15 protein-coding genes and 1 pseudogene are annotated in these 17,393 nt (G+C 70.7%); 10 read left to right on the plus strand and 6 right to left on the minus strand.

The genetic code is table 11. The annotated features are described in order from the left end of the window. Positions 1-14 precede the first annotated feature (14 nt). Positions 15-1,097, plus strand: coding sequence for a DUF2235 domain-containing protein (locus OG718_RS12270; RefSeq protein WP_328844135.1), 1,083 nt, complete (start codon positions 15-17; stop codon positions 1,095-1,097). A 264-nt stretch (positions 1,098-1,361) separates the two neighbouring features. On the opposite strand, the gene OG718_RS12275 is transcribed toward OG718_RS12270, so the two are convergent. The 3 genes from OG718_RS12275 to OG718_RS12285 form a co-directional block, all read right to left on the minus strand. Beyond that, positions 1,362-4,736: a pyruvate carboxylase gene (locus OG718_RS12275; RefSeq protein ID WP_328847745.1), complete on the minus strand. Its 3,375-nt coding sequence runs from the start codon at positions 4,734-4,736 to the stop codon at positions 1,362-1,364. A 203-nt stretch (positions 4,737-4,939) separates the two neighbouring features. Beyond that, complete coding sequence (locus OG718_RS12280) at positions 4,940-5,890, minus strand: SDR family NAD(P)-dependent oxidoreductase (protein ID WP_328844136.1); 951 nt, start codon at positions 5,888-5,890, stop codon at positions 4,940-4,942. 221 nt (positions 5,891-6,111) lie between these two features. Beyond that, on the minus strand, positions 6,112-6,780 hold the full coding sequence (locus OG718_RS12285; protein WP_143634404.1) for a GntR family transcriptional regulator: 669 nt from the start codon (positions 6,778-6,780) through the stop codon (positions 6,112-6,114). 120 nt (positions 6,781-6,900) lie between these two features. Between OG718_RS12285 and OG718_RS12290 the strand changes: the two genes are divergently transcribed. Both OG718_RS12290 and OG718_RS12295 read left to right on the plus strand, forming a co-directional pair. Beyond that, positions 6,901-7,332: a VOC family protein gene (locus tag OG718_RS12290; protein ID WP_143634402.1), complete on the plus strand. Its 432-nt coding sequence runs from the start codon at positions 6,901-6,903 to the stop codon at positions 7,330-7,332. 76 nt (positions 7,333-7,408) lie between these two features. After that, the gene (locus OG718_RS12295; protein WP_328844137.1) at positions 7,409-8,059 is read left to right on the plus strand and encodes an NAD(P)H-binding protein; all 651 of its coding nucleotides are present in this window, start codon (positions 7,409-7,411) and stop codon (positions 8,057-8,059) included. 18 nt (positions 8,060-8,077) lie between these two features. Here OG718_RS12295 and OG718_RS12300 read toward each other — a convergent pair whose 3' ends face one another. Both OG718_RS12300 and OG718_RS12305 read right to left on the minus strand, forming a co-directional pair. Further along, a complete protein-coding gene (locus tag OG718_RS12300) occupies positions 8,078-9,925 on the minus strand; it encodes an ABC transporter ATP-binding protein (RefSeq protein WP_143634398.1) in 1,848 nt (615 codons plus the stop codon). Positions 9,926-10,367: 442 nt separating this feature from the next. Further along, entirely contained in the window at positions 10,368-10,493 is a 126-nt protein-coding gene (locus OG718_RS12305; RefSeq protein WP_328844138.1) for a hypothetical protein, read from the minus strand. Between the two features lie 229 nt (positions 10,494-10,722). Here OG718_RS12305 and OG718_RS12310 point away from each other — a divergent pair, with 229 nt between their 5' ends. Then, positions 10,723-11,493 (plus strand): SCO2400 family protein, encoded by a 771-nt coding sequence (locus OG718_RS12310; protein ID WP_143634396.1) that lies wholly within the window; start codon positions 10,723-10,725, stop codon positions 11,491-11,493. A 79-nt stretch (positions 11,494-11,572) separates the two neighbouring features. Then, positions 11,573-12,574 carry a glycoside hydrolase family 43 protein gene (locus OG718_RS12315; RefSeq protein ID WP_143635068.1) on the plus strand — a complete coding sequence of 334 codons (1,002 nt, stop codon included), beginning with the start codon at positions 11,573-11,575 and terminating at the stop codon, positions 12,572-12,574. A 67-nt stretch (positions 12,575-12,641) separates the two neighbouring features. Here OG718_RS12315 and OG718_RS12320 read toward each other — a convergent pair whose 3' ends face one another. Beyond that, complete coding sequence (locus OG718_RS12320) at positions 12,642-13,334, minus strand: M24 family metallopeptidase (RefSeq protein ID WP_143634394.1); 693 nt, start codon at positions 13,332-13,334, stop codon at positions 12,642-12,644. Between the two features lie 187 nt (positions 13,335-13,521). Here OG718_RS12320 and OG718_RS12325 point away from each other — a divergent pair. From OG718_RS12325 to OG718_RS12345, 5 genes and pseudogenes are all read left to right on the plus strand, one after another. After that, positions 13,522-13,917: pseudogene (locus tag OG718_RS12325) on the plus strand (TOBE domain-containing protein). A gap of 51 nt (positions 13,918-13,968) precedes the next feature. Continuing rightward, a complete protein-coding gene (modA, locus tag OG718_RS12330; RefSeq protein WP_328844139.1) occupies positions 13,969-14,793 on the plus strand; it encodes a molybdate ABC transporter substrate-binding protein in 825 nt (274 codons plus the stop codon). Next, the gene (locus OG718_RS12335) at positions 14,790-15,668 is read left to right on the plus strand and encodes an ABC transporter permease (protein WP_143634392.1); all 879 of its coding nucleotides are present in this window, start codon (positions 14,790-14,792) and stop codon (positions 15,666-15,668) included. Before modA ends, OG718_RS12335 begins: the two co-directional genes overlap by 4 nt. Further along, positions 15,665-16,825, plus strand: a complete 1,161-nt coding sequence (locus OG718_RS12340; RefSeq protein ID WP_328844140.1) for an ABC transporter ATP-binding protein — start codon at positions 15,665-15,667, stop codon at positions 16,823-16,825. The genes OG718_RS12335 and OG718_RS12340 overlap by 4 nt, the downstream gene beginning before the upstream one ends. 117 nt (positions 16,826-16,942) lie before the next feature. Then, a complete protein-coding gene (locus tag OG718_RS12345; protein ID WP_143634389.1) occupies positions 16,943-17,362 on the plus strand; it encodes a TOBE domain-containing protein in 420 nt (139 codons plus the stop codon). Positions 17,363-17,393: the final 31 nt, after the last annotated feature.

Genomic DNA, 17,393 nt, shown 5'->3' on the forward strand with positions numbered 1-17,393 from the left:
ACGTGAGGCCCGCCATGGCCAAGAATCTCGTCGTCTGTCTGGACGGCACGGGTAATCAGTTGAAGGCGAAAGGGAACACCAATGTCGTCCGGCTCTACGAAATGCTGGACCTCGGCGAACCCGCCCGGCAGATCGCCTATTACGACCCCGGTGTCGGCACGTTCTCGGCGGCGGGCGCCTGGACGCCTGTGGGCCGGCATCTGTCGAGACTCCTCGGTCTCGCCTTCGGCTCCGGGATGCGGACCAACCTCGCCGAGGCGTACACGTACCTGATGCGGCACTACCAACCGGGCGACCGCATCTACGTGTTCGGCTTCAGCCGCGGCGCCTACACGGCCCGCGCCCTGGTGGGCATGCTCAAGGCGGTCGGCCTGATGCGTCCCGGCATGGAGAACCTCGTCCCGTACGCCGTGTCCGTGTACGCGCGGAACAAGGACTGGACGCGGGATGACTGGGACCAACTCCACCGGTTCGCGGGCGCGTTCAGCAACGCGGTCGACGGGCGGGTCGGCATCCACGTCGAGTACCTGGGGATCTGGGACTCCGTGAAGGCGGCCGGCCTCCTGCGCTGGAACCTGCGGTGGCCGTACACCCGTCAGGCCCCGAACGTCCGCCGCACCCGTCACGCCGTCTCCATCGACGAGAAGCGCAGGCCCTACCGCGAGTACCTCGTCACGCCCGCCGACGAGGACAAGAAGCAGGCCGTGCCGTCGACGGTCGAGCAGGTGTGGTTCGCCGGGGTCCATTCCGACGTCGGCGGGACCTTCGACGACGATCCCCGGCTCGCCACGATCGCCCTCAAGTGGGTCGTGGACGGCGCCCTCGAAGCGCGGGACGGCGAGCCCGAAGCACGTCTCCTCCTGAAGCCCCGGGCGTACGCGCGCGAGGTGACCCTCGTGCCCGAGGACGCCCTTGGCAGGGTGCACCGGATGGGCTGGGTCTGGGCCCTGCTCACCTATCGGCGCCGTGGACTTCCGCAGGGCGCGCACGTGCACGAGAGCGTCCGGGCGCGGCTGGAGAAGGACGCCGGCTACGCGGCCCGGATCCCGCCGACGGCCGTCTGGTCGGACACCGGCTGGCTCACCGGCCGGCAGTGATCCCCACGGGGCGGCGGAGGTACGCGCCCACGGGTTCGCCGGCGATCCCGCCCGCCCGCAGGATGTGACGGCCTCTCAGAAAGATGTCCGTGACCAGCCTGACGCGCCGTCGGAGGACGACGAGGAATCCTCGCCTGCGCAGGCGGAGAGCACCGCGAGGGCGGCAAGACCGGCGGCACTGACACCGAGCCGCGGCGGGGTCACGGAGGCGGCGAACCGCCCCCGTGACCCCTCAACGCCCTCCGACCGGAACCGTCGAGAGCGTCAGCCGATCTCGACGAGCAGGTCGCCGCCCTCCACCTGCTGGATCTTGTTGATGGCCAGCCTGGAGACCCTTCCGGCCTTCGAGGCGGTCACCGCGGCCTCCATCTTCATGGCCTCGATGGTGGCCACCGTGGCACCGGCCGCCACCTCGTCGCCCTCGGCGACCGCGAGGGTCACGACTCCGGCGAACGGCGCGGCGACATGGCCGGGGTTGGCCCGGTCGGCCTTCTCCGTCGCCGGGACGTCGGAGGCCACCGAGGTGTCGCGCACCTGGATGGGCCGCAACTGGCCGTTCAGGGCGGACATCACCGTACGCATCCCGCGCTCGTCGGCCTCGCCCACGGCCTCCAGCTCGATGAGCAGCCGTACGCCCTGTTCGAGGTCGACCGCGTACTCCTTCCCGGGACGCAGCCCGTAGAAGAAGTCCTTGCTGTCCAGCACGCTGGTGTCGCCGTAGGTCTGACGGTGTGTCTCGAATTCGCGCGTGGGACCGGGGAACAGCAGCCGGTTGAGTGTCGTACGCCGGGCCTTCGCGAGACCCGTACGGTCGTCCGCGGTCAGTTCCTCGACGGGCTTGGGGGCGGCGCGGCCCTCCAGTGCCCTGGTGCGGAACGGCTCGGGCCAGCCGCCGGGCGGGTTGCCCAGCTCGCCACGGAGGAAGCCGATGACGGAGTCGGGGATGTCGAACCTGTTCGGGGCCGCCTCGAAGTCCGCCGGCGACACACCGGCACCCACCAGATGGAGCGCGAGGTCTCCGACCACCTTCGAGGACGGGGTGACCTTCACCAGATGGCCGAGGATCCGGTCGGCGGCGGCGTACATCGCCTCGATGTCCTCGAAGCGGTCGCCGAGGCCGAGCGCGACCGCCTGGGTGCGCAGGTTGGAGAGCTGCCCGCCGGGGATCTCGTGGTGGTAGACCCGCCCGGTCGGCGCGGCAAGGCCCGCCTCGAAGGGTGCGTAGATCTTGCGGACGCTCTCCCAGTACGGCTCCAGGTCGCCCACGGCCTGGAGGCTGAGCCCGGTGGACCGCTCGGTGTAGTCGGTCGCGGCGACGATGCCCGACAGCGACGGCTGCGAGGTGGTGCCCGCCATCGAGGCCACCGCGCCGTCGACCGCGTCCGCGCCGGCCTGGATCGCCGCGAGGTAGGTCGCGAGCTGACCGCCGGCGGTGTCGTGGGTGTGGATGTGCACCGGCAGGTCGAACTCGCGGCGCAGCGCCGATACGAGGGTCGCGGCGGCCGGGGCCCGCAGCAGGCCCGCCATGTCCTTGACGGCCAGGACGTGGGCCCCTGCCTCGACGATCTGCTCGGCGAGGCGGAGGTAGTAGTCCAGGGTGTAGAGCCGCTCGGAGGGGTCGGACAGGTCGGAGGTGTAGCAGAGGGCGACCTCGGCGATCGCCGTTCCCGTCTCCCGTACGGCGTCGATGGCGGGGCGCATCTGCCCGACGTCGTTGAGCGCGTCGAAGATACGGAAGATGTCGATGCCTGTGGCCGCGGCCTCCTGGACGAAGGCGTCGGTCACCTCGGTCGGGTACGGCGTGTAGCCCACGGTGTTCCGGCCGCGCAGCAGCATCTGGAGGCAGATGTTGGGCACGGCCTCGCGGAGCGCGGCCAGGCGTTCCCAGGGGTCCTCTGCGAGGAAGCGCAACGCGACGTCGTAGGTGGCGCCGCCCCAGCACTCCAGGGACAGCAGCTCGGGCAGGGTCCGCGCCACGACGGGCGCGACGGCGAGCATGTCCTTGGTGCGCACCCGGGTGGCGAGCAGCGACTGGTGGGCGTCGCGGAACGTGGTGTCGGTGACGCCGATGGCCGGTGCCTCGCGCAGCCACCGGGCGAAGCCCTCGGGGCCGAGTTCGACGAGCCTCTGCCTGGACCCGGCGGGCGGCTCCGAGGCGGGCACGGGCGGCACCTTGGTGACGGGGTCGCTCAGCTCGGGCCGTTCGCCGTGCGGCTTGTTCACGGTGATGTCGGCGAGGTAGGTGAGCAGCTTCGTACCGCGGTCGGCGGAGTGACGTGCCGTGAGCAGGTGCGGACGCTTCTCGATGAACGACGTCGTGACCTGGCCGGTCCGGAAGTCCGGGTCGTCGAGCACGGCTTGCAGGAACGGGATGTTGGTGGCCACGCCGCGGATGCGGAACTCGGCCACGGCACGCCGGGCCCGGCCGATCGCGGTGCTGAAGTCGCGTCCCCGGCAGGTGAGTTTGACCAGCATCGAGTCGAAGTGCGCGCTGATGTCCGTACCGGCGTGGGTGGTTCCGCCGTCCAGCCGGATGCCCGAACCGCCGGGCGAGCGGTAGGCGCTGATCCTGCCGGTGTCCGGGCGGAAGCCGTTGGCCGGGTCCTCGGTGGTGATTCGGCACTGGAGTGCGGCGCCGTGCAGGGTGACGGTCTCCTGCGAGAGTCCGAGGTCGGCCAGGGTCTCGCCGGAGGCGATGCGCAGCTGCGACTGCACGAGGTCGACGTCGGTGACCTCCTCGGTCACCGTGTGCTCGACCTGGATGCGCGGGTTCATCTCGATGAAGTGGTAGTTGCCCTCGGGGTCGAGGAGGAACTCCACGGTGCCCGCGTTGCGGTAGCCGATCTCGCGGGCGAACCGCACCGCGTCGGCGCAGATCCGGTCGCGCAGACCGGGGTCGAGGTTCGGCGCGGGGGCCAGCTCGATCACCTTCTGGTGGCGTCGCTGCACCGAACAGTCGCGCTCGAAGAGGTGGATGACATTGCCCTCCCCGTCCGCGAGGATCTGCACCTCGATGTGGCGGGGTTCGACGACGGCCTTCTCCAGGAAGACCGTGGAGTCGCCGAACGCGGACGCCGCCTCGCGGGACGCCGCCTCGATGGACTCGCGCAGCTGGGCGGGCTCCTCGACCCGCCGCATGCCACGCCCGCCACCGCCCGCGACGGCCTTGACGAACACCGGGAAGCCGATGCCCTCGGCCGCGCGGACGAGTTCGTCCACGTCGGTGGAGGGAGCGGAGGAGCCGAGCACCGGTACGCCCGCCGCACGGGCGGCGGCCACCGCGCGCGCCTTGTTGCCGGTCAGTTCCAGCGTGTCCGCGCTCGGGCCGACGAAGGTGATGCCGGCCTCCTCGCAGGCGCGCGCCAGGTCGGGGTTCTCGGACAGGAATCCGTATCCCGGGTAGACCGCGTCCGCTCCCGCCCGCTGCGCCGCGCGGACGATCTCCTCGACGGAGAGGTAGGCCCGCACCGGGTGTCCCGGCTCCCCGATCTCATAGGCCTCGTCCGCTTTCAACCGGTGCAGTGAATTGCGATCCTCGTGCGGGAAGACAGCCACGGTCCTCGCGCCCAGCTCATAGCCGGCGCGGAACGCGCGAATAGCGATCTCACCACGGTTGGCGACCAGCACCTTGCGGAACATTTGGATCCCTTCAGCCTGCCCGGTGACGCGCACCATCGTGTCGGCCCCGCCCGCCCCGCGCCATGTGAGCCGGGCCACTCGTCCGGATGCCTCCGGCCGGCGGGGCAGCCGGGTGCCCGGCCGGGACGACTGGTGGGCGGCCTCGCGGGCCACCGGCGAACTTCTTGAGCGGTCGGGCGGCTACCCAGTTACGGGGCACGCAGTCACGCCGGTCGAAAGGTCGGATCGACACCGGTCAGGTGGCGGCTGGCCTCCCACAGTCGTGCCGCGACGGCCCGGTCGGCCAGAGCATCGCGGACGGGTTCGAGAGCGGGCAGGCCTCGCAGGCCGAACACCCGGGGTCCCCACAGCTGCCCGCCGCTCACGGACGGATCGAGAACGGCCCGCACGGCAGGCCACGCGGCGTGTTCCTTGCCCTGGACGAGCAGGCCGGCGGGGAGGCCTCTCAGCCGTTCCCCGGTGGTGCGCCGGTGCACGTCCGCGCGTTCGGGAGTCAGCGAGTCCAGCGCGCCGCCGGGGTGGGTCACCACGCTCGACACGGTGCTCGCTGCGGCCCGCAGCCGGCGGTCGAGCTCGAAGCCGAAGAGCATCTGCGCGAGTTTGGAGCGGGAGTAGGTGCGCTTGGGCCGGTAGTCCCGGGTGCTCTGCAGGTCGGCGAGGTCCAGCCGCACGGACTTGCCCGTGAAGCTTCCGGTGGTGACGACGCAGCCGGCGGGCGCGGCAGCCAGCAGGGGCGCGAGCCATCCCGTCAGCGCGAAGTGCCCGAGGTGGTTGATGCCGAACATCCACTCGTTGCCGTCCGCGGTCTCCCGGCGCTCCGGCTCTTCGGTCAGGACACCGGCGTTGTGGACCACCGCGTCCAGGCGGTCCGCCTCCAGCGCGTCCACACAGGCCCGCAGCGAGGGCAGGTCGGCGAGGTCCAGCCTCAGATGACGTACGAGCGCGTCGGGGACACGGGAGCGGATGGACACCATGGCCGCCTCGGCCCTGGCCGCGTCGCGGCTGCCGAGCACCACCGTGGCGCCTGTGCCGGCGAGTTGCTCGGCGACGAAGTACCCGATGCCCGCGTTGCCGCCGGTGACCAGGAAGGTCTTTCCATCGGCACGCGGAAGCCGGTGAACGGACCACGGCCGGGACTGGACTGCGGACGACATGGGACGCTCCTTGCGCTCGGACGGTCTGGCGACGGTGGACGGGCCGCGCGTTCACGGCTGATGCCCGCATCCCCAAGATCCCGGCGGCCTCCGACAGATCGCCGACAGATGCCGTCCGTCGCCTACAGACGGGCGACACGGCTGCTCAACCGCAGCCGGATGTCCCCGCCGCACGGCCTTCGACGTCCTCCACGGGCGGGCCCTCTGCCCCCGACGGCCGATCAGCTCGTGGCCACGGTCCCGGAGACCACGTCGACGGCCCGGCGGCGGTGGGCGGCGAAGAGTGCGAGCGAGGCCTCGGTGTCACGTGTGCGCAGAGCGACGACGAGCTCCCGGTGCTCGGCGGGGACGGAGGTCAGATACCCCTCGGTGCTGTGGGTGATCCGGGTCAGCAGGAACAGGTGGACCTGGCAGCGCACGGCCTCCCACGCGTCGGCCAGCCGCCGGTGGCCGGCCGCGGCGAAGACGGCGTCGTGGAACTCGATGTCGCGGCGCACCATCTCGTGCACGTCGGCGGCACCCTCCATCACCTCGGCCGATTTCGCGATGGCCGCGAGATCCTCGTCCGAGGCGTGGGCGATCACCTGCCGGACGGCGAGCTCTTCCAGCGCGCCGCGCAGACTGTCGAGTTCGGCCACGTCGTCGGCGGACAGTGTCGTCACCGTGGTGCCGCGATGCCACGCGCAGTGGACCAGTCCCTCGCGCTCCAGCAGCCGCAGCGCTTCACGCACCGGCCCACGGCTGACGTCCATCGCCGCCGACAGTTCCACCTCGCGCAGCTGCGCGCCCGGGGCGTAAGCCCCGCTGAAGATGGCCTCCCGGATCCGGTCCGCGACCTCGTCTGCCAGTCCCCTGCGGCGTGCCGGGGCCACCTTGCCCTGATCATCCATCTCTGACGTGCACCTCCTCGACGTCCGAATGTTAACATTCGGACGTTGATGCAATGTCAACATTAGGACAATCACCGAAGAGCGGGCCGGGCCCGCGTCGCTGAGAGACAGGAGACGTCCATGACCGTTCTCGACTCCCCGATCCCGCGCTTCCATCTGGCCATGCCGGTCGACGACCTGGCGGCCGCCCGCCGCTTCTACGGCGAGGTGCTCGGCCTGGAGCAGGGCCGCAGCTCGGACACCTGGGTGGACTGGAACCTGCACGGCCACCAGTTCGTCACGCACCTCGCGCCGGAGCGCGCCCAGCGCATACACAACCCGGTCGACGGCCACGACGTACCCGTGCCGCACTTCGGGCTGATCCTCACGGTCCCCGCGTTCCAGCAGCTGGCCGACCGGCTGCGCGCGGCGAACGCCGAGTTCGTCATCGAGCCCTACGTCCGCTTCCAGGGGCAGACCGGCGAGCAGTGGACCATGTTCCTCCTCGACCCGGCCGGCAACGCCCTGGAGTTCAAGGCGTTCGCCGACGACTCCCAGGTCTTCGCCGCCTGACGCCCGGGGCAGATCCGTACAGATCTCCACAGGCCTCCGTTAGATCCAGACAGGTCCAGACAGAGAGGGATCCCTCATGCAGGTGTTTCAGATCGGTGCCGCCGGAGGAGTCGGCCGCCGCCTCACGCAGTTGCTGACCGCTCGCGGTGACACGGTCACCGGTATGCACCGCGGTCCCGCCCAGGGCGAGACCGTGCGGAAGGCGGGTGCCACGCCGGTGGTCGGCGACCTCATCCACGACTCCGTGGAGGAACTCGCGGGGAAGATGCGCGGGCACGACGCCGTGGTGTTCTCGGCCGGGGCGCACGGTACCGGCATGGACAAGACGACGCTGATCGACGGCAAGGGTATGGAGAAGGCCGCCGGTGCCGCCACCCTCGCCGGGGTGTCACGGTTCGTACTGGTCTCGGTGTTCCCCGACGCCCTGCGCGACGGGGAACGCAGTGAGGGCTTCGAGCACTACATCAAGGTCAAGAAGACCGCGGACGTGTTCCTGACGCGTACCGGCCTGGACTGGCTGATCGTCCGTCCCGGCACGCTCCTCGACACCCCCGGCACCGGGCGGGTCTCGGCCGGCCCGGCCGTCGAGTACGGCGACGTGCACCGCGACGACGTCGCCGCCTTCATCGACGCCGCGCTGCACGAGCCGGCCCTCGGCCGCGTGATCGTCGAGCTCACCTCCGGCGACACCCCGGTCGCGGAGGCGGTCGCGCGGCTGACCACCTGACGCGCGACCGCCTCACGCTCAGAGCAGGTCGGCCCGGGCGGGGCTGCCGTCGACAGGGTCGTCGAGGGGGTCGATGGCGTCCTCGTCGAGGAAGCCCCCCGACTGGTGCTGCCACAGCTTCGCGTACGCGCCCTCCGACGCGAGCAGTTCCTGGTGCGTGCCCTGCTCGATGATCCGTCCGCGGTCGAGCACGACGAGTTGGTCCATGGTGGCGACCGTGCTCAGCCGGTGCGCCACCACCAGTGCCGTCCGTCCTTCCATGAGCCGCCACAGCGCCTCCTGGACGAGGATCTCGCTCTCGGAGTCCAGGGCACTGGTGGCCTCGTCGAGCAGCAGGATCGGCGCGTCGCGCAGGATCGCCCTGGCGAGAGCGACCCGCTGGCGCTGTCCGCCGGACAGCTTCACACCGCGCTCGCCGACCATGGTGTCGAAGCCGTCCGGCAGCGCGTCGGCGAACTCCGCGACGTGCGCCGCCTCGGCCGCGCGACGGATCTCGGCGTCGGTGGCGTCCGGCCGGGCGAACGCGATGTTCTCCCGCAGGGTGCGGTGGAACATCGCCGGATCCTGCGGGACATACGCGATCAGACCGCGCAGGTCGGCCTGGCGCAGCCTGCTGATGTCCTGGCCCCCGATCAGGATCCGGCCGGCCTCGATGTCCGTCATCCGCAGCAGCAGCCGGGTGAGCGTGGTCTTGCCGCCGCCGGAGCGGCCGACGAGGCCGATCTTCGTCCCGCTGGGCACGGCCAGGTCGAGGTCCTCGAAGAGCGGCCGCGCGCCGCCGTGGGCGAAGGTCACCTGCTCGAAGCGGACGTCGGCGGCCCCTGGGAGCGGCGCCGGCGACGCCGGGTCGAGCACGGTCGGCTGCGCCAGCAGCAGTTCGGTGAACTGTGCGGCCTCCGTCATCGAGCTCTCCAGGCGGCGGTAGATCTGGTTGAACTCGAACATGATCCGCGTCGCGTTCGTGTAGTACGTGAAGGCGACCACGACCGCCTCCACGCCGAGGCTGCCCCCGCCGAGCGCGACCGCGAGCAGCAGGCCCAGCGCGTTGGTCAGTACGGACATCGGCGCGACCAGTGTGTCGATGCGCAGATTGCCGTAGTCCCAGGACCTCAGTGTGAGCCGCCGCGACTGTGCGACGCGGGAGCGGTGCTCGGCGGCCTCACGTTCCTCGGCCGCGAACGCCCGTACCGTGTCCATGTTCATCAGGCTGTCGGCGACGTGGCCCGCCACCCTGGCGATCGCCTCCTCGCGCTTGTCGACGAGCGCCTGACGGCGGCGGATGAGGGGCACCACGAACAGCGCCGTGAGCGCGATCATCGACAACAGGCCGACAACGAGCAGCGGTTCGTAGCGCCACAGCACCACCGACCCGAACACGAGCGGCACCAGGCTGCCCACGACCTGGAACGTCAGTGTGTCGACGAACTCCTCGAAGCGGGACGCGAAGCTCAGCACGCGCTTGGTCAGCGCCCCGGCGAAGTTGTCGTGGAAGAACGCCGCGTCCTTGGCGAACAGCTCGTCCATGCCGATCACGTACAGCTGCTCGATACCGCGCGCGGCAAGGCGGTTCAGACAGTGCAGACCGATGCGCCACAGTATTTCCGCGAGCAGCAGGACTCCGGCGAAGCCGAGAACGTACGGCAGTGTCGAGCCGAGGTCGATACCGGCGTCACCGGCGATGCGGCCGACGAGCTTCGCGACGATCAGCGGCGCGATGTAGTTGATGCCGATGTTGCCCAGCGCGGGCAGCAGCATCGCGGGTGCCGTCAGCCACCTGAGCCGGGCCAACTCCCGTCCGTAGTATCGGAGTGCAAGGAGCACCGAGCCCTTGCTCCGCGGAACCTCTCGCGATTCGGGCGATCCCATTCCAACCCTGTGGTGTTGTGTGCCGACTGGAACCAAATCGTCCCGCGTCGGCACCCCCGGAGTCCAAGCGTTTTCTCGGCCGTCGGCCCGCCGCGTACCGGTACGCCCCGTCGTGCGCGCCGGTACGAACGAGGTGACCGCCGCCCGCCGCCGGGCCGGCCCTCAGGCCCTGGACCGGTGACGCGCCACGGCCCGCCAAGGGACTCTCAATCGACCGGACCACCTCGGAATGTTTTCACCGCGGGCACAGAATGACTTCGAATTCTCCTCAATTACGTTCTGCCCGCCGTGGTTTACCTGAATTGTCGGCCACGGGAATGCCTTGCGATCAGCCGGGCATAATTGCGGGCGGATCTCAGCCCGGCCGGCTGAACGGCTGTATCGACACCACTCGTTCATCCGGGTACGAACACGAAGAAGGACCAGCCCTGTGATACCCAGCTCAACTCGAAACGATCACCTGCCTATTTACGAGAGCCTGGTGCGTGAGCGCGGTGACGTCGTCGAGGAAGCTCGTGCGGTGGCTGAGCAGACGCAGCGCCAGATGACCGAAGCACTCAACGGACACGCCGGGACCCTTCAGCCCGAGGGCGGTCCCCGGTGAGCCCGCTCCGGCCGGGCGCAGCACACCGCTGTAACCCACAGACCCCCCGGAGAACCCGCGCAGGAGTCTCACACAGACTGCACACGGTCCCTCGAAAGCCTCGTTAGCGTTGCAGGCCGCTCGATCCCACGTACGAACGTGCCCGGGCCGCGGCCCGGAGGGTCGACGGTGCGTCAACCCAGGAAGACCCCAGATGGACTACTGCACCTCCTGCCGCCGGCATCTCAATGGCGCCCTGGTGTGCCCCGGGTGCGGTGCCTACGCCCCGGACATAGCCCCGGTCGCCGCCGACGGTCACACCGTCCCGGCCCCGGCCGCCTCGGTGACGACGGGCACGGCGCCCGCCTGGGAGGCCCCGTGGGCCGACCCGGGCGACGACCTCGTACCCGTGCCGTCCGCCCCACAGGGACGGGCGGCACGGCGTCGTCAGCGGGCCCGCTGGAAGAAGAACCAGCGCCGGGCAGTGGTGGCGACCGCCGTCGCACTCGTCGGAGGCGGCCTGACCGTGTCCGCGATGGACCAGCGGTCCGGTGACCGGGCACAGGCGGCCACGGCACCGGAGTCCGCCGGCACGGATACGGACACCGCGGACAAACCGTCGACGCCCTACACGCGGCCGACCAGGACACGGCCCGACACCGGCGCCTCCTCCCCCACGTCCTCCGCGCCCGATCGCGCCAGTCGGCAGCGCACCGCCGCCCCGCCCAGCAGCACGCCCTCGAACCTGCAACCCGACTCGGCGGCCCCGCCGCGTACGACGGCAGAGTCGACGCCTCAGCCGCGGACGACGTCCCCGACCTCACCCACCGCCGAGGACACGGCCTCCGACCGCAACGAGGCGCGGCCCAGTCGGACGCCCACGCCCTCTGCCACCGAGCCGAGTTCGCAGCCGCCGCAGACGAGCCCCGCGCCGACCGCGACTTCGCCGTCGCAGATCTGCCTGCTCGTGGTGTGTCTCGGCTGACGGCATCGAGCCGGCTCGGCGGCCCGATCGCGCTCGGCTCCCGTCGACGTATTCTTCGGCCGTGGCCGAGAGCGAACTGATGCGTCTTCCCGACATGCCGTTGCACGATCCGTTCGTCGTCGCCGACACGAAGACGCGCGCCTACCACCTCTACACGTCCAACGACCCTTCCGTGTCGGGCGTGGACGGCACCGGCACGATGGTCTACCGCAGCGACGACCTGCGCGACTGGACGCGCCCCGTCGTGGTCTTCCTGGCCGCCGAGCAGAAGGAACTCTGGGCGGCCGACGGCGGATGGGCGCCGGAGGTCCACGAATGGGGTGGCAGGTACTACCTGTTCACGACGCTGCACAACCAGGACAGGCCGATTCCGGTGCCGCCGCCCAACCAGTGGGGTGTGCCGTTCCAGATCCCGGCCTATATGCGCGGCACGATCACGGCCGTTTCCGACTCGCTGCTGGGTCCCTTCACCGTCGTCGACCCCGCACGCCCCACCCCGCCCGAGAACCTCATGACCCTCGACGGCACGCTCCACGTCGACCCGTCCGGGCAGCCCTGGATGGTGTACGCGCACGAGTGGCTGCAGACCATCGACGGAACCATGGAGGCGATCCGGTTGGCCCCGGACCTGTCCCGGGCGATCGGGGACCCGGTCCTCCTGTTCAAGGCCTCGGACGCGTCCTGGATCACCGAGCAGATCCCCGCCGGTCTGCCGAACCAGCTCCCGCCCTACGTAACCGACGGCCCTCAGCTCCACCGCACCCCTGACGGGTCCCTGCTCATGCTGTGGTCCACGTACGAGAAGAACGTGGTCGGCCAGGACGGGAGCATCAGCGGCGGCTATGTGCAGACCTACGCCACCTCCGAGTCCGGCACCATCACAGGGCCGTGGCAGCAGCACCGGCCGCTGGTCCGCGAGGACAGCGGTCACGGCATGCTGTTCCACACCTTCGACGGCCGCCTGATGATGGTCCTCCACCGCCCCTTCGACAACGCACGGGGCAAGCTGTACGAGATGGAACTCCTCGGCCACGAGCTACGGGTGCTCCGCCGACGCTCCGACCTCGACGGCGGCGGATGACACCGCTCAGCGACAGGGTTCGGCAGGTCGAGGCGCAGGAGCCCCGCGGCCTCGGTGGCGTGACGGATCAGCGCAGGTCGAGCAGTTCCTCGTAGAAGCCGCCGAACCCGCGCTCCCGGTCGACGAGATGGATCTCCAGGATCCAGTGGCAGCGGCGCCCGGCCTTGTCGGTGCGCCGCAGCGGGGTGTCGTTGCCCGGCGCGATGTACGACTCCACGTCCGCGCCGTCGATCCACTCGTGCGGGAACTCGCCGACCAGGTGCCCGGCATGCCAGCCGCCCAGCTCCCACCCGGCGTCGGTCGCGAGCCGCTCGACCTCGGCGTACAGCCGCTTGCCGGTGATGTCGGGCTCGCTCTCGAAGAACCGCTGCCCGGCCGCGAAGACCTTCGGCAGATCGTCCCTCAGCCGCCGCTTGACCGGGTCGTCGCCCAGTACGAAGGTGCGTCCGAAGTCGGCCTCGTACTCCTCGAAGATCGGACCGAAGTCGGCGAACACGATGTCGTCCGCGCCGATCGGACGGTCCGGCGGGTTCTCCCGGTAGGGCTTCAGCGTGTTCGGGCCTGAGCGCACGATCCGCTTGTGCCAGTGCCGGGTCGTACCGAACAGTTCGTTCGCCAGATCCCGGACCCGGTCGCTGACCGCCCGCTCCTCCTCCCCCGCGGCGACGAGCCCGCGCTCCTCGATCTCCGCGAAGAGCCGCTCGGCCTTCGCCTGAGCGTCCAGCAGCCGCGCCGCGCGCATGGGTTCGTCATCCGCCATGAGCCCGACCGTAGGCGGGTGAATCTTGGTCCGGCAACCGGATTGTTCACGGCTGCCACCTCCCGGTCGACTGCACCCAAACGCCGGTCTCGTACAAACGCACATTCCAACCCTACGAAACAATGATCCGGCTCATGCAATGAGACAGTAGGCTTTCACCTTGTATTTGCGGCAGTATCATCGGCGCATGCTCACCTACCGGATCGGGGTCGCCGCCGCCTTGCTCGGTGTCAGCGCCGACACCGTGAGGCGCCTGGTCGACGGTGGGAGACTCGCCGCCGAACGCGACAGGACGGGACGGGCCGGGCCGCCGGATCGCCCCCGGGCCGGTCCTCGCCGCCCATGCCCGGCAGTTGCACCGCACGGAGCGGGAGAACGCAGGCTCCTCGGCCCGCAACCGCCTCTCCGGCATCGTCACGGACGTGATCCTCGGAGACGTGTCCGCGCAGGTGGAGATCCAGGCGGGGCCGTTCCGGGTGGTGTCCTGGTCAGCCGCGAGTCGGCCGAGGAGTTGAAGCCGGGACCCGGTGTTCCGGCGGTTGCCGTGATCAAGTCGACCAACCTGGTCGTCGAGAGACCGTAGAGGAGTCCCGCGGTGGATTCTTCGCCATGTGACAGAGGGAGTAGATCCGTGATGACTCGTTCCGCGCGCCGGACCCGCCGGACCCTTCAGGTGGCCGGTGCGGGAGCCGCCGCGTTGCTGGCCCTGAGCGCCTGCTCCTCCTCCGACGACTCGTCGACGGGGTCCGACTCCGCCGCGTCGGGGTCCTCGTCCCCGAAGCTGTCCGGCACGGTGACCGTGTTCGCCGCGGCCTCCCTGAAGGAGAGCTTCACCGCGCTGGGCAAACAGTTCGAGCAGAAGCAACCCGGCACGAAGGTGACGTTCAGCTTCGGCGGCAGCGACTCCCTCGCCGCGAGCATCACCGGCGGCGCCCCGGCCGACGTGTTCGCCTCCGCCAGCCCCAAGACGATGGCCATCGTCACGGACAAGGGCGACGCGTCGGGGACGCCCGCCACCTTCGTCCGCAACCAGCTGGAGATCGCCACCCTGCCCGGCAACCCGGACAAGGTCGCCTCCCTCAAGGACCTCACCAGGTCGGGCCTGAAGGTCGTGCTCTGCGACAGGACCGTGCCCTGCGGCGCCGCGGCCCAGAAGGCGCTCGACGCCGGCAAGCTCAAGCTCACACCGGTCTCGTACGAGCAGGACGTCAAGGCCGCCCTGACCAAGGTCGAGCTCAAGGAGGCCGACGCGGCCGTCGTCTACAAGACCGATGTGAGCGCCGCGGGTGACAAGGTGGAGGGCGTGGGCTTCCCCGAGTCGGCCGACGCCATCAACGACTACCCGATCGTCCAGCTCAAGGACGCGCCCAACGCCGAGGCGGCCAAGGCGTTCATCGCGCTCGTGCAGTCCGCCGACGGCCAGAAGGTCCTGACCGGGGCCGGGTTCCTCAAGCCGTGACCTCCCCGACCGACGCGCCCGACAGGTCCGCCGCCGCGGCCGACACCCTCCGGGGTGGGCCCCGGCGCGGCCGCGGGCGTGTCCGGAAGGGCTTCGGCCGGGGCGTACCACTGCCCCTGCTGGTGCCCGCGCTGCTGGGCCTGGCGTTCCTGGTGCTGCCGCTGATCGCCCTGCTGGTCCGCACCCCCTGGCACAGCCTGCCGGACCAGCTGACCAGCCCCGAGGTCTGGCAGGCGCTGAAGCTGTCCCTGCTGTGTGCCACGGCGGCGACCGCGGTGAGCCTGGTGATCGGGGTGCCCCTGGCCTGGCTGCTGGCCCGGGTCGAGTTCCCCGGACGCGGTCTCGTGCGAGCCCTCGTCACGCTGCCGCTCGTCCTGCCGCCGGTGGTGGGCGGTGTGGCACTGCTGATGGCGCTGGGCCGCAACGGCATCGTCGGGCAGTGGCTGGACTCGTGGTTCGGGATCACGCTGCCGTTCACCACCACCGGTGTCGTCATCGCCGAGGCGTTCGTGGCGATGCCGTTCCTGGTCATCAGCGTCGAGGGCACCCTGCGCGCCGCCGACCCCCGCTACGAGGAGGCGGCCGCCACGCTCGGTGCCTCCCGCTTCACCGCCTTCCGCCGCGTCACGCTGCCGCTGATCGCGCCCGGAATCGCGGCAGGCGCCGTGCTGGCCTGGGCACGGGCACTGGGCGAGTTCGGCGCGACGATCACCTTCGCCGGCAACTTCCCCGGCCGTACGCAGACCATGCCGCTGGCCGTCTACCTGGCCCTGCAGAGCGACCCGGAGGCGGCCATCGCTCTCAGCCTGGTGCTGCTCGCCGTGTCCGTCGCGGTCCTGGCCGGGCTGCGCGATCGCTGGATGACCGCCTCATGACCCACACCGGGAAGACCCAGAAGACCCAGAAGTCCGTGAAGTCCGAGAAGACGGAGGAGAAGACAGAGAAGACAGAGAAGTCCGCGTACGAGGCCACGGGCGTCCCCGGCCCGGTCCCGGCGGGTCTTGACGCCCATCTCGTCGTCGACCGGGGCTCGTTCCGGCTCGACGTGGCACTGACCGCCGCACCCGGTGACGTGGTCGCCCTGCTGGGCCCCAACGGGGCCGGAAAGACCACCGCCCTGCGTGCCCTGGCCGGCCTGACGCCGCTCACCGGCGGCCGACTGCGCCTGGACGGCGCGGTGTTGGACCGTACGGCGCCCGAGTCTCGCCCGGTCGGTGTCGTCTTCCAGGACTATTTGCTCTTCCCGCACCTCACGGCCCTGGACAACGTGGCCTTCGGCCCGCGCTGCCACGGCGCGACCAAGGCGGGGGCCCGCGCCCAGGCCGCCGAATGGCTGGAGCGGATGGGCCTCGCCGAGCATGCCGGCGCCAGGCCCCGCCGCCTCTCCGGCGGCCAGGCCCAGCGCGTCGCCCTCGCCCGCGCCCTCGCCACCAACCCCCGGCTCCTCCTCCTCGACGAACCCCTCGCCGCCCTCGACGCCCGCACCCGCCTGGAGGTACGGACCCAACTCCGGCGCCACCTGGCGGAGTTCGAGGCCGTCGCCGTACTCGTCACCCACGACCCGCTCGACGCCATGGTCCTGGCCGACCGTCTCGTCGTCATCGAGGACGGCCGCGTCGTCCAGGAAGGCACCCCCGCCGACATCGCACGCCACCCTCGCACGGACTACATCGCACACCTGGTCGGTCTGAACCTCTACAAGGGACGGGCCGAGGGCCACACGGTCCACGTGGACGGCGGCCCGTCGATCACCACCACGGAGGATCTGACGGGCCCGGTCTTCGTCGCCTTCCCGCCGAGCGCGGTCACCCTCTACCGGGACCGCCCCACCGGTTCCAGTGCCCGCAATCTCTGGCAGTGCGAGGTCGCGGGCATGGAGACCCACGGCGACCAGATCCGGGCCGACCTCACCGGCGAACTCCCGCTCGCCGCCGACCTCACCACCGTCGCCGCCGCCGAACTCGACCTCCACCCCGGGGCCACGGTGTGGGCGACGGTCAAGGCGGCCCAGACGCACGCCTACCCGGCCTGATTCGCCCGGCGGGTGCGACCAGCCTCACCCCGGCCCACACCCCACCCCGCTACGGTGAAACTCACAGCCGCCCCAAAGCGGGACATAACCACCATGAAGTCTGTGAGGCATCCCGTCATGAGCCTGAGCATCCGCAATCAGCTCCCCGGCACCGTCACCGCCGTCACCCCGGGCGAGGCCATGGCGACCGTCAAGGTGCGTCTCGACGGCGGGCAGGAGCTCACGGCGGCGATCACCTCGGAGGCCGTGAAGGAACTCGGTCTCGCGGAGGGTTCCGCTGTCCGCGCCCTGGTGAAGTCCACCGAGATCTCGCTGGCCACCGGCCCGGTGGACGGGCTGTCCATCCGCAACCGGCTCCCGGGCACGGTCACCGACATCGCCACGGGCGACGCCATGGCGTCCGTGAAGGTGAGCGTCGACGGCGGCAACCTGACCTCGGCGATCACGAAGGACGCCGTCACGGACCTCCGCCTGGGAACCGGTACCGCCGTCACCGCCCTGATCAAGTCGACCGAGGTGTCCCTCGCGACCGTATGAGCCGATGCCCGGCAAGGGCGGGGCGTCGGCC

It is taken from the genome of Streptomyces sp. NBC_00258 (assembly GCF_036182465.1).
GTDB lineage: Bacteria > Actinomycetota > Actinomycetes > Streptomycetales > Streptomycetaceae > Streptomyces.

Coding starts and splice junctions, on each gene's coding strand:
- OG718_RS12280 (WP_328844136.1), bottom strand. CDS start 5,890: ATGTCGTCCGCAGTCCAGTCCCGGCCGTGGTCCGTTCACCGGCTTCCG.
- modA (WP_328844139.1), top strand. CDS start 13,969: ATGACTCGTTCCGCGCGCCGGACCCGCCGGACCCTTCAGGTGGCCGGT.
- OG718_RS12290 (WP_143634402.1), top strand. CDS start 6,901: ATGACCGTTCTCGACTCCCCGATCCCGCGCTTCCATCTGGCCATGCCG.
- OG718_RS12285 (WP_143634404.1), bottom strand. CDS start 6,780: ATGGATGATCAGGGCAAGGTGGCCCCGGCACGCCGCAGGGGACTGGCA.
- OG718_RS12310 (WP_143634396.1), top strand. CDS start 10,723: ATGGACTACTGCACCTCCTGCCGCCGGCATCTCAATGGCGCCCTGGTG.
- OG718_RS12345 (WP_143634389.1), top strand. CDS start 16,943: ATGAGCCTGAGCATCCGCAATCAGCTCCCCGGCACCGTCACCGCCGTC.
- OG718_RS12295 (WP_328844137.1), top strand. CDS start 7,409: ATGCAGGTGTTTCAGATCGGTGCCGCCGGAGGAGTCGGCCGCCGCCTC.
- OG718_RS12270 (WP_328844135.1), top strand. CDS start 15: ATGGCCAAGAATCTCGTCGTCTGTCTGGACGGCACGGGTAATCAGTTG.
- OG718_RS12320 (WP_143634394.1), bottom strand. CDS start 13,334: ATGGCGGATGACGAACCCATGCGCGCGGCGCGGCTGCTGGACGCTCAG.
- OG718_RS12315 (WP_143635068.1), top strand. CDS start 11,573: ATGCGTCTTCCCGACATGCCGTTGCACGATCCGTTCGTCGTCGCCGAC.
- OG718_RS12300 (WP_143634398.1), bottom strand. CDS start 9,925: ATGGGATCGCCCGAATCGCGAGAGGTTCCGCGGAGCAAGGGCTCGGTG.
- OG718_RS12340 (WP_328844140.1), top strand. CDS start 15,665: ATGACCCACACCGGGAAGACCCAGAAGACCCAGAAGTCCGTGAAGTCC.
- OG718_RS12275 (WP_328847745.1), bottom strand. CDS start 4,736: ATGTTCCGCAAGGTGCTGGTCGCCAACCGTGGTGAGATCGCTATTCGC.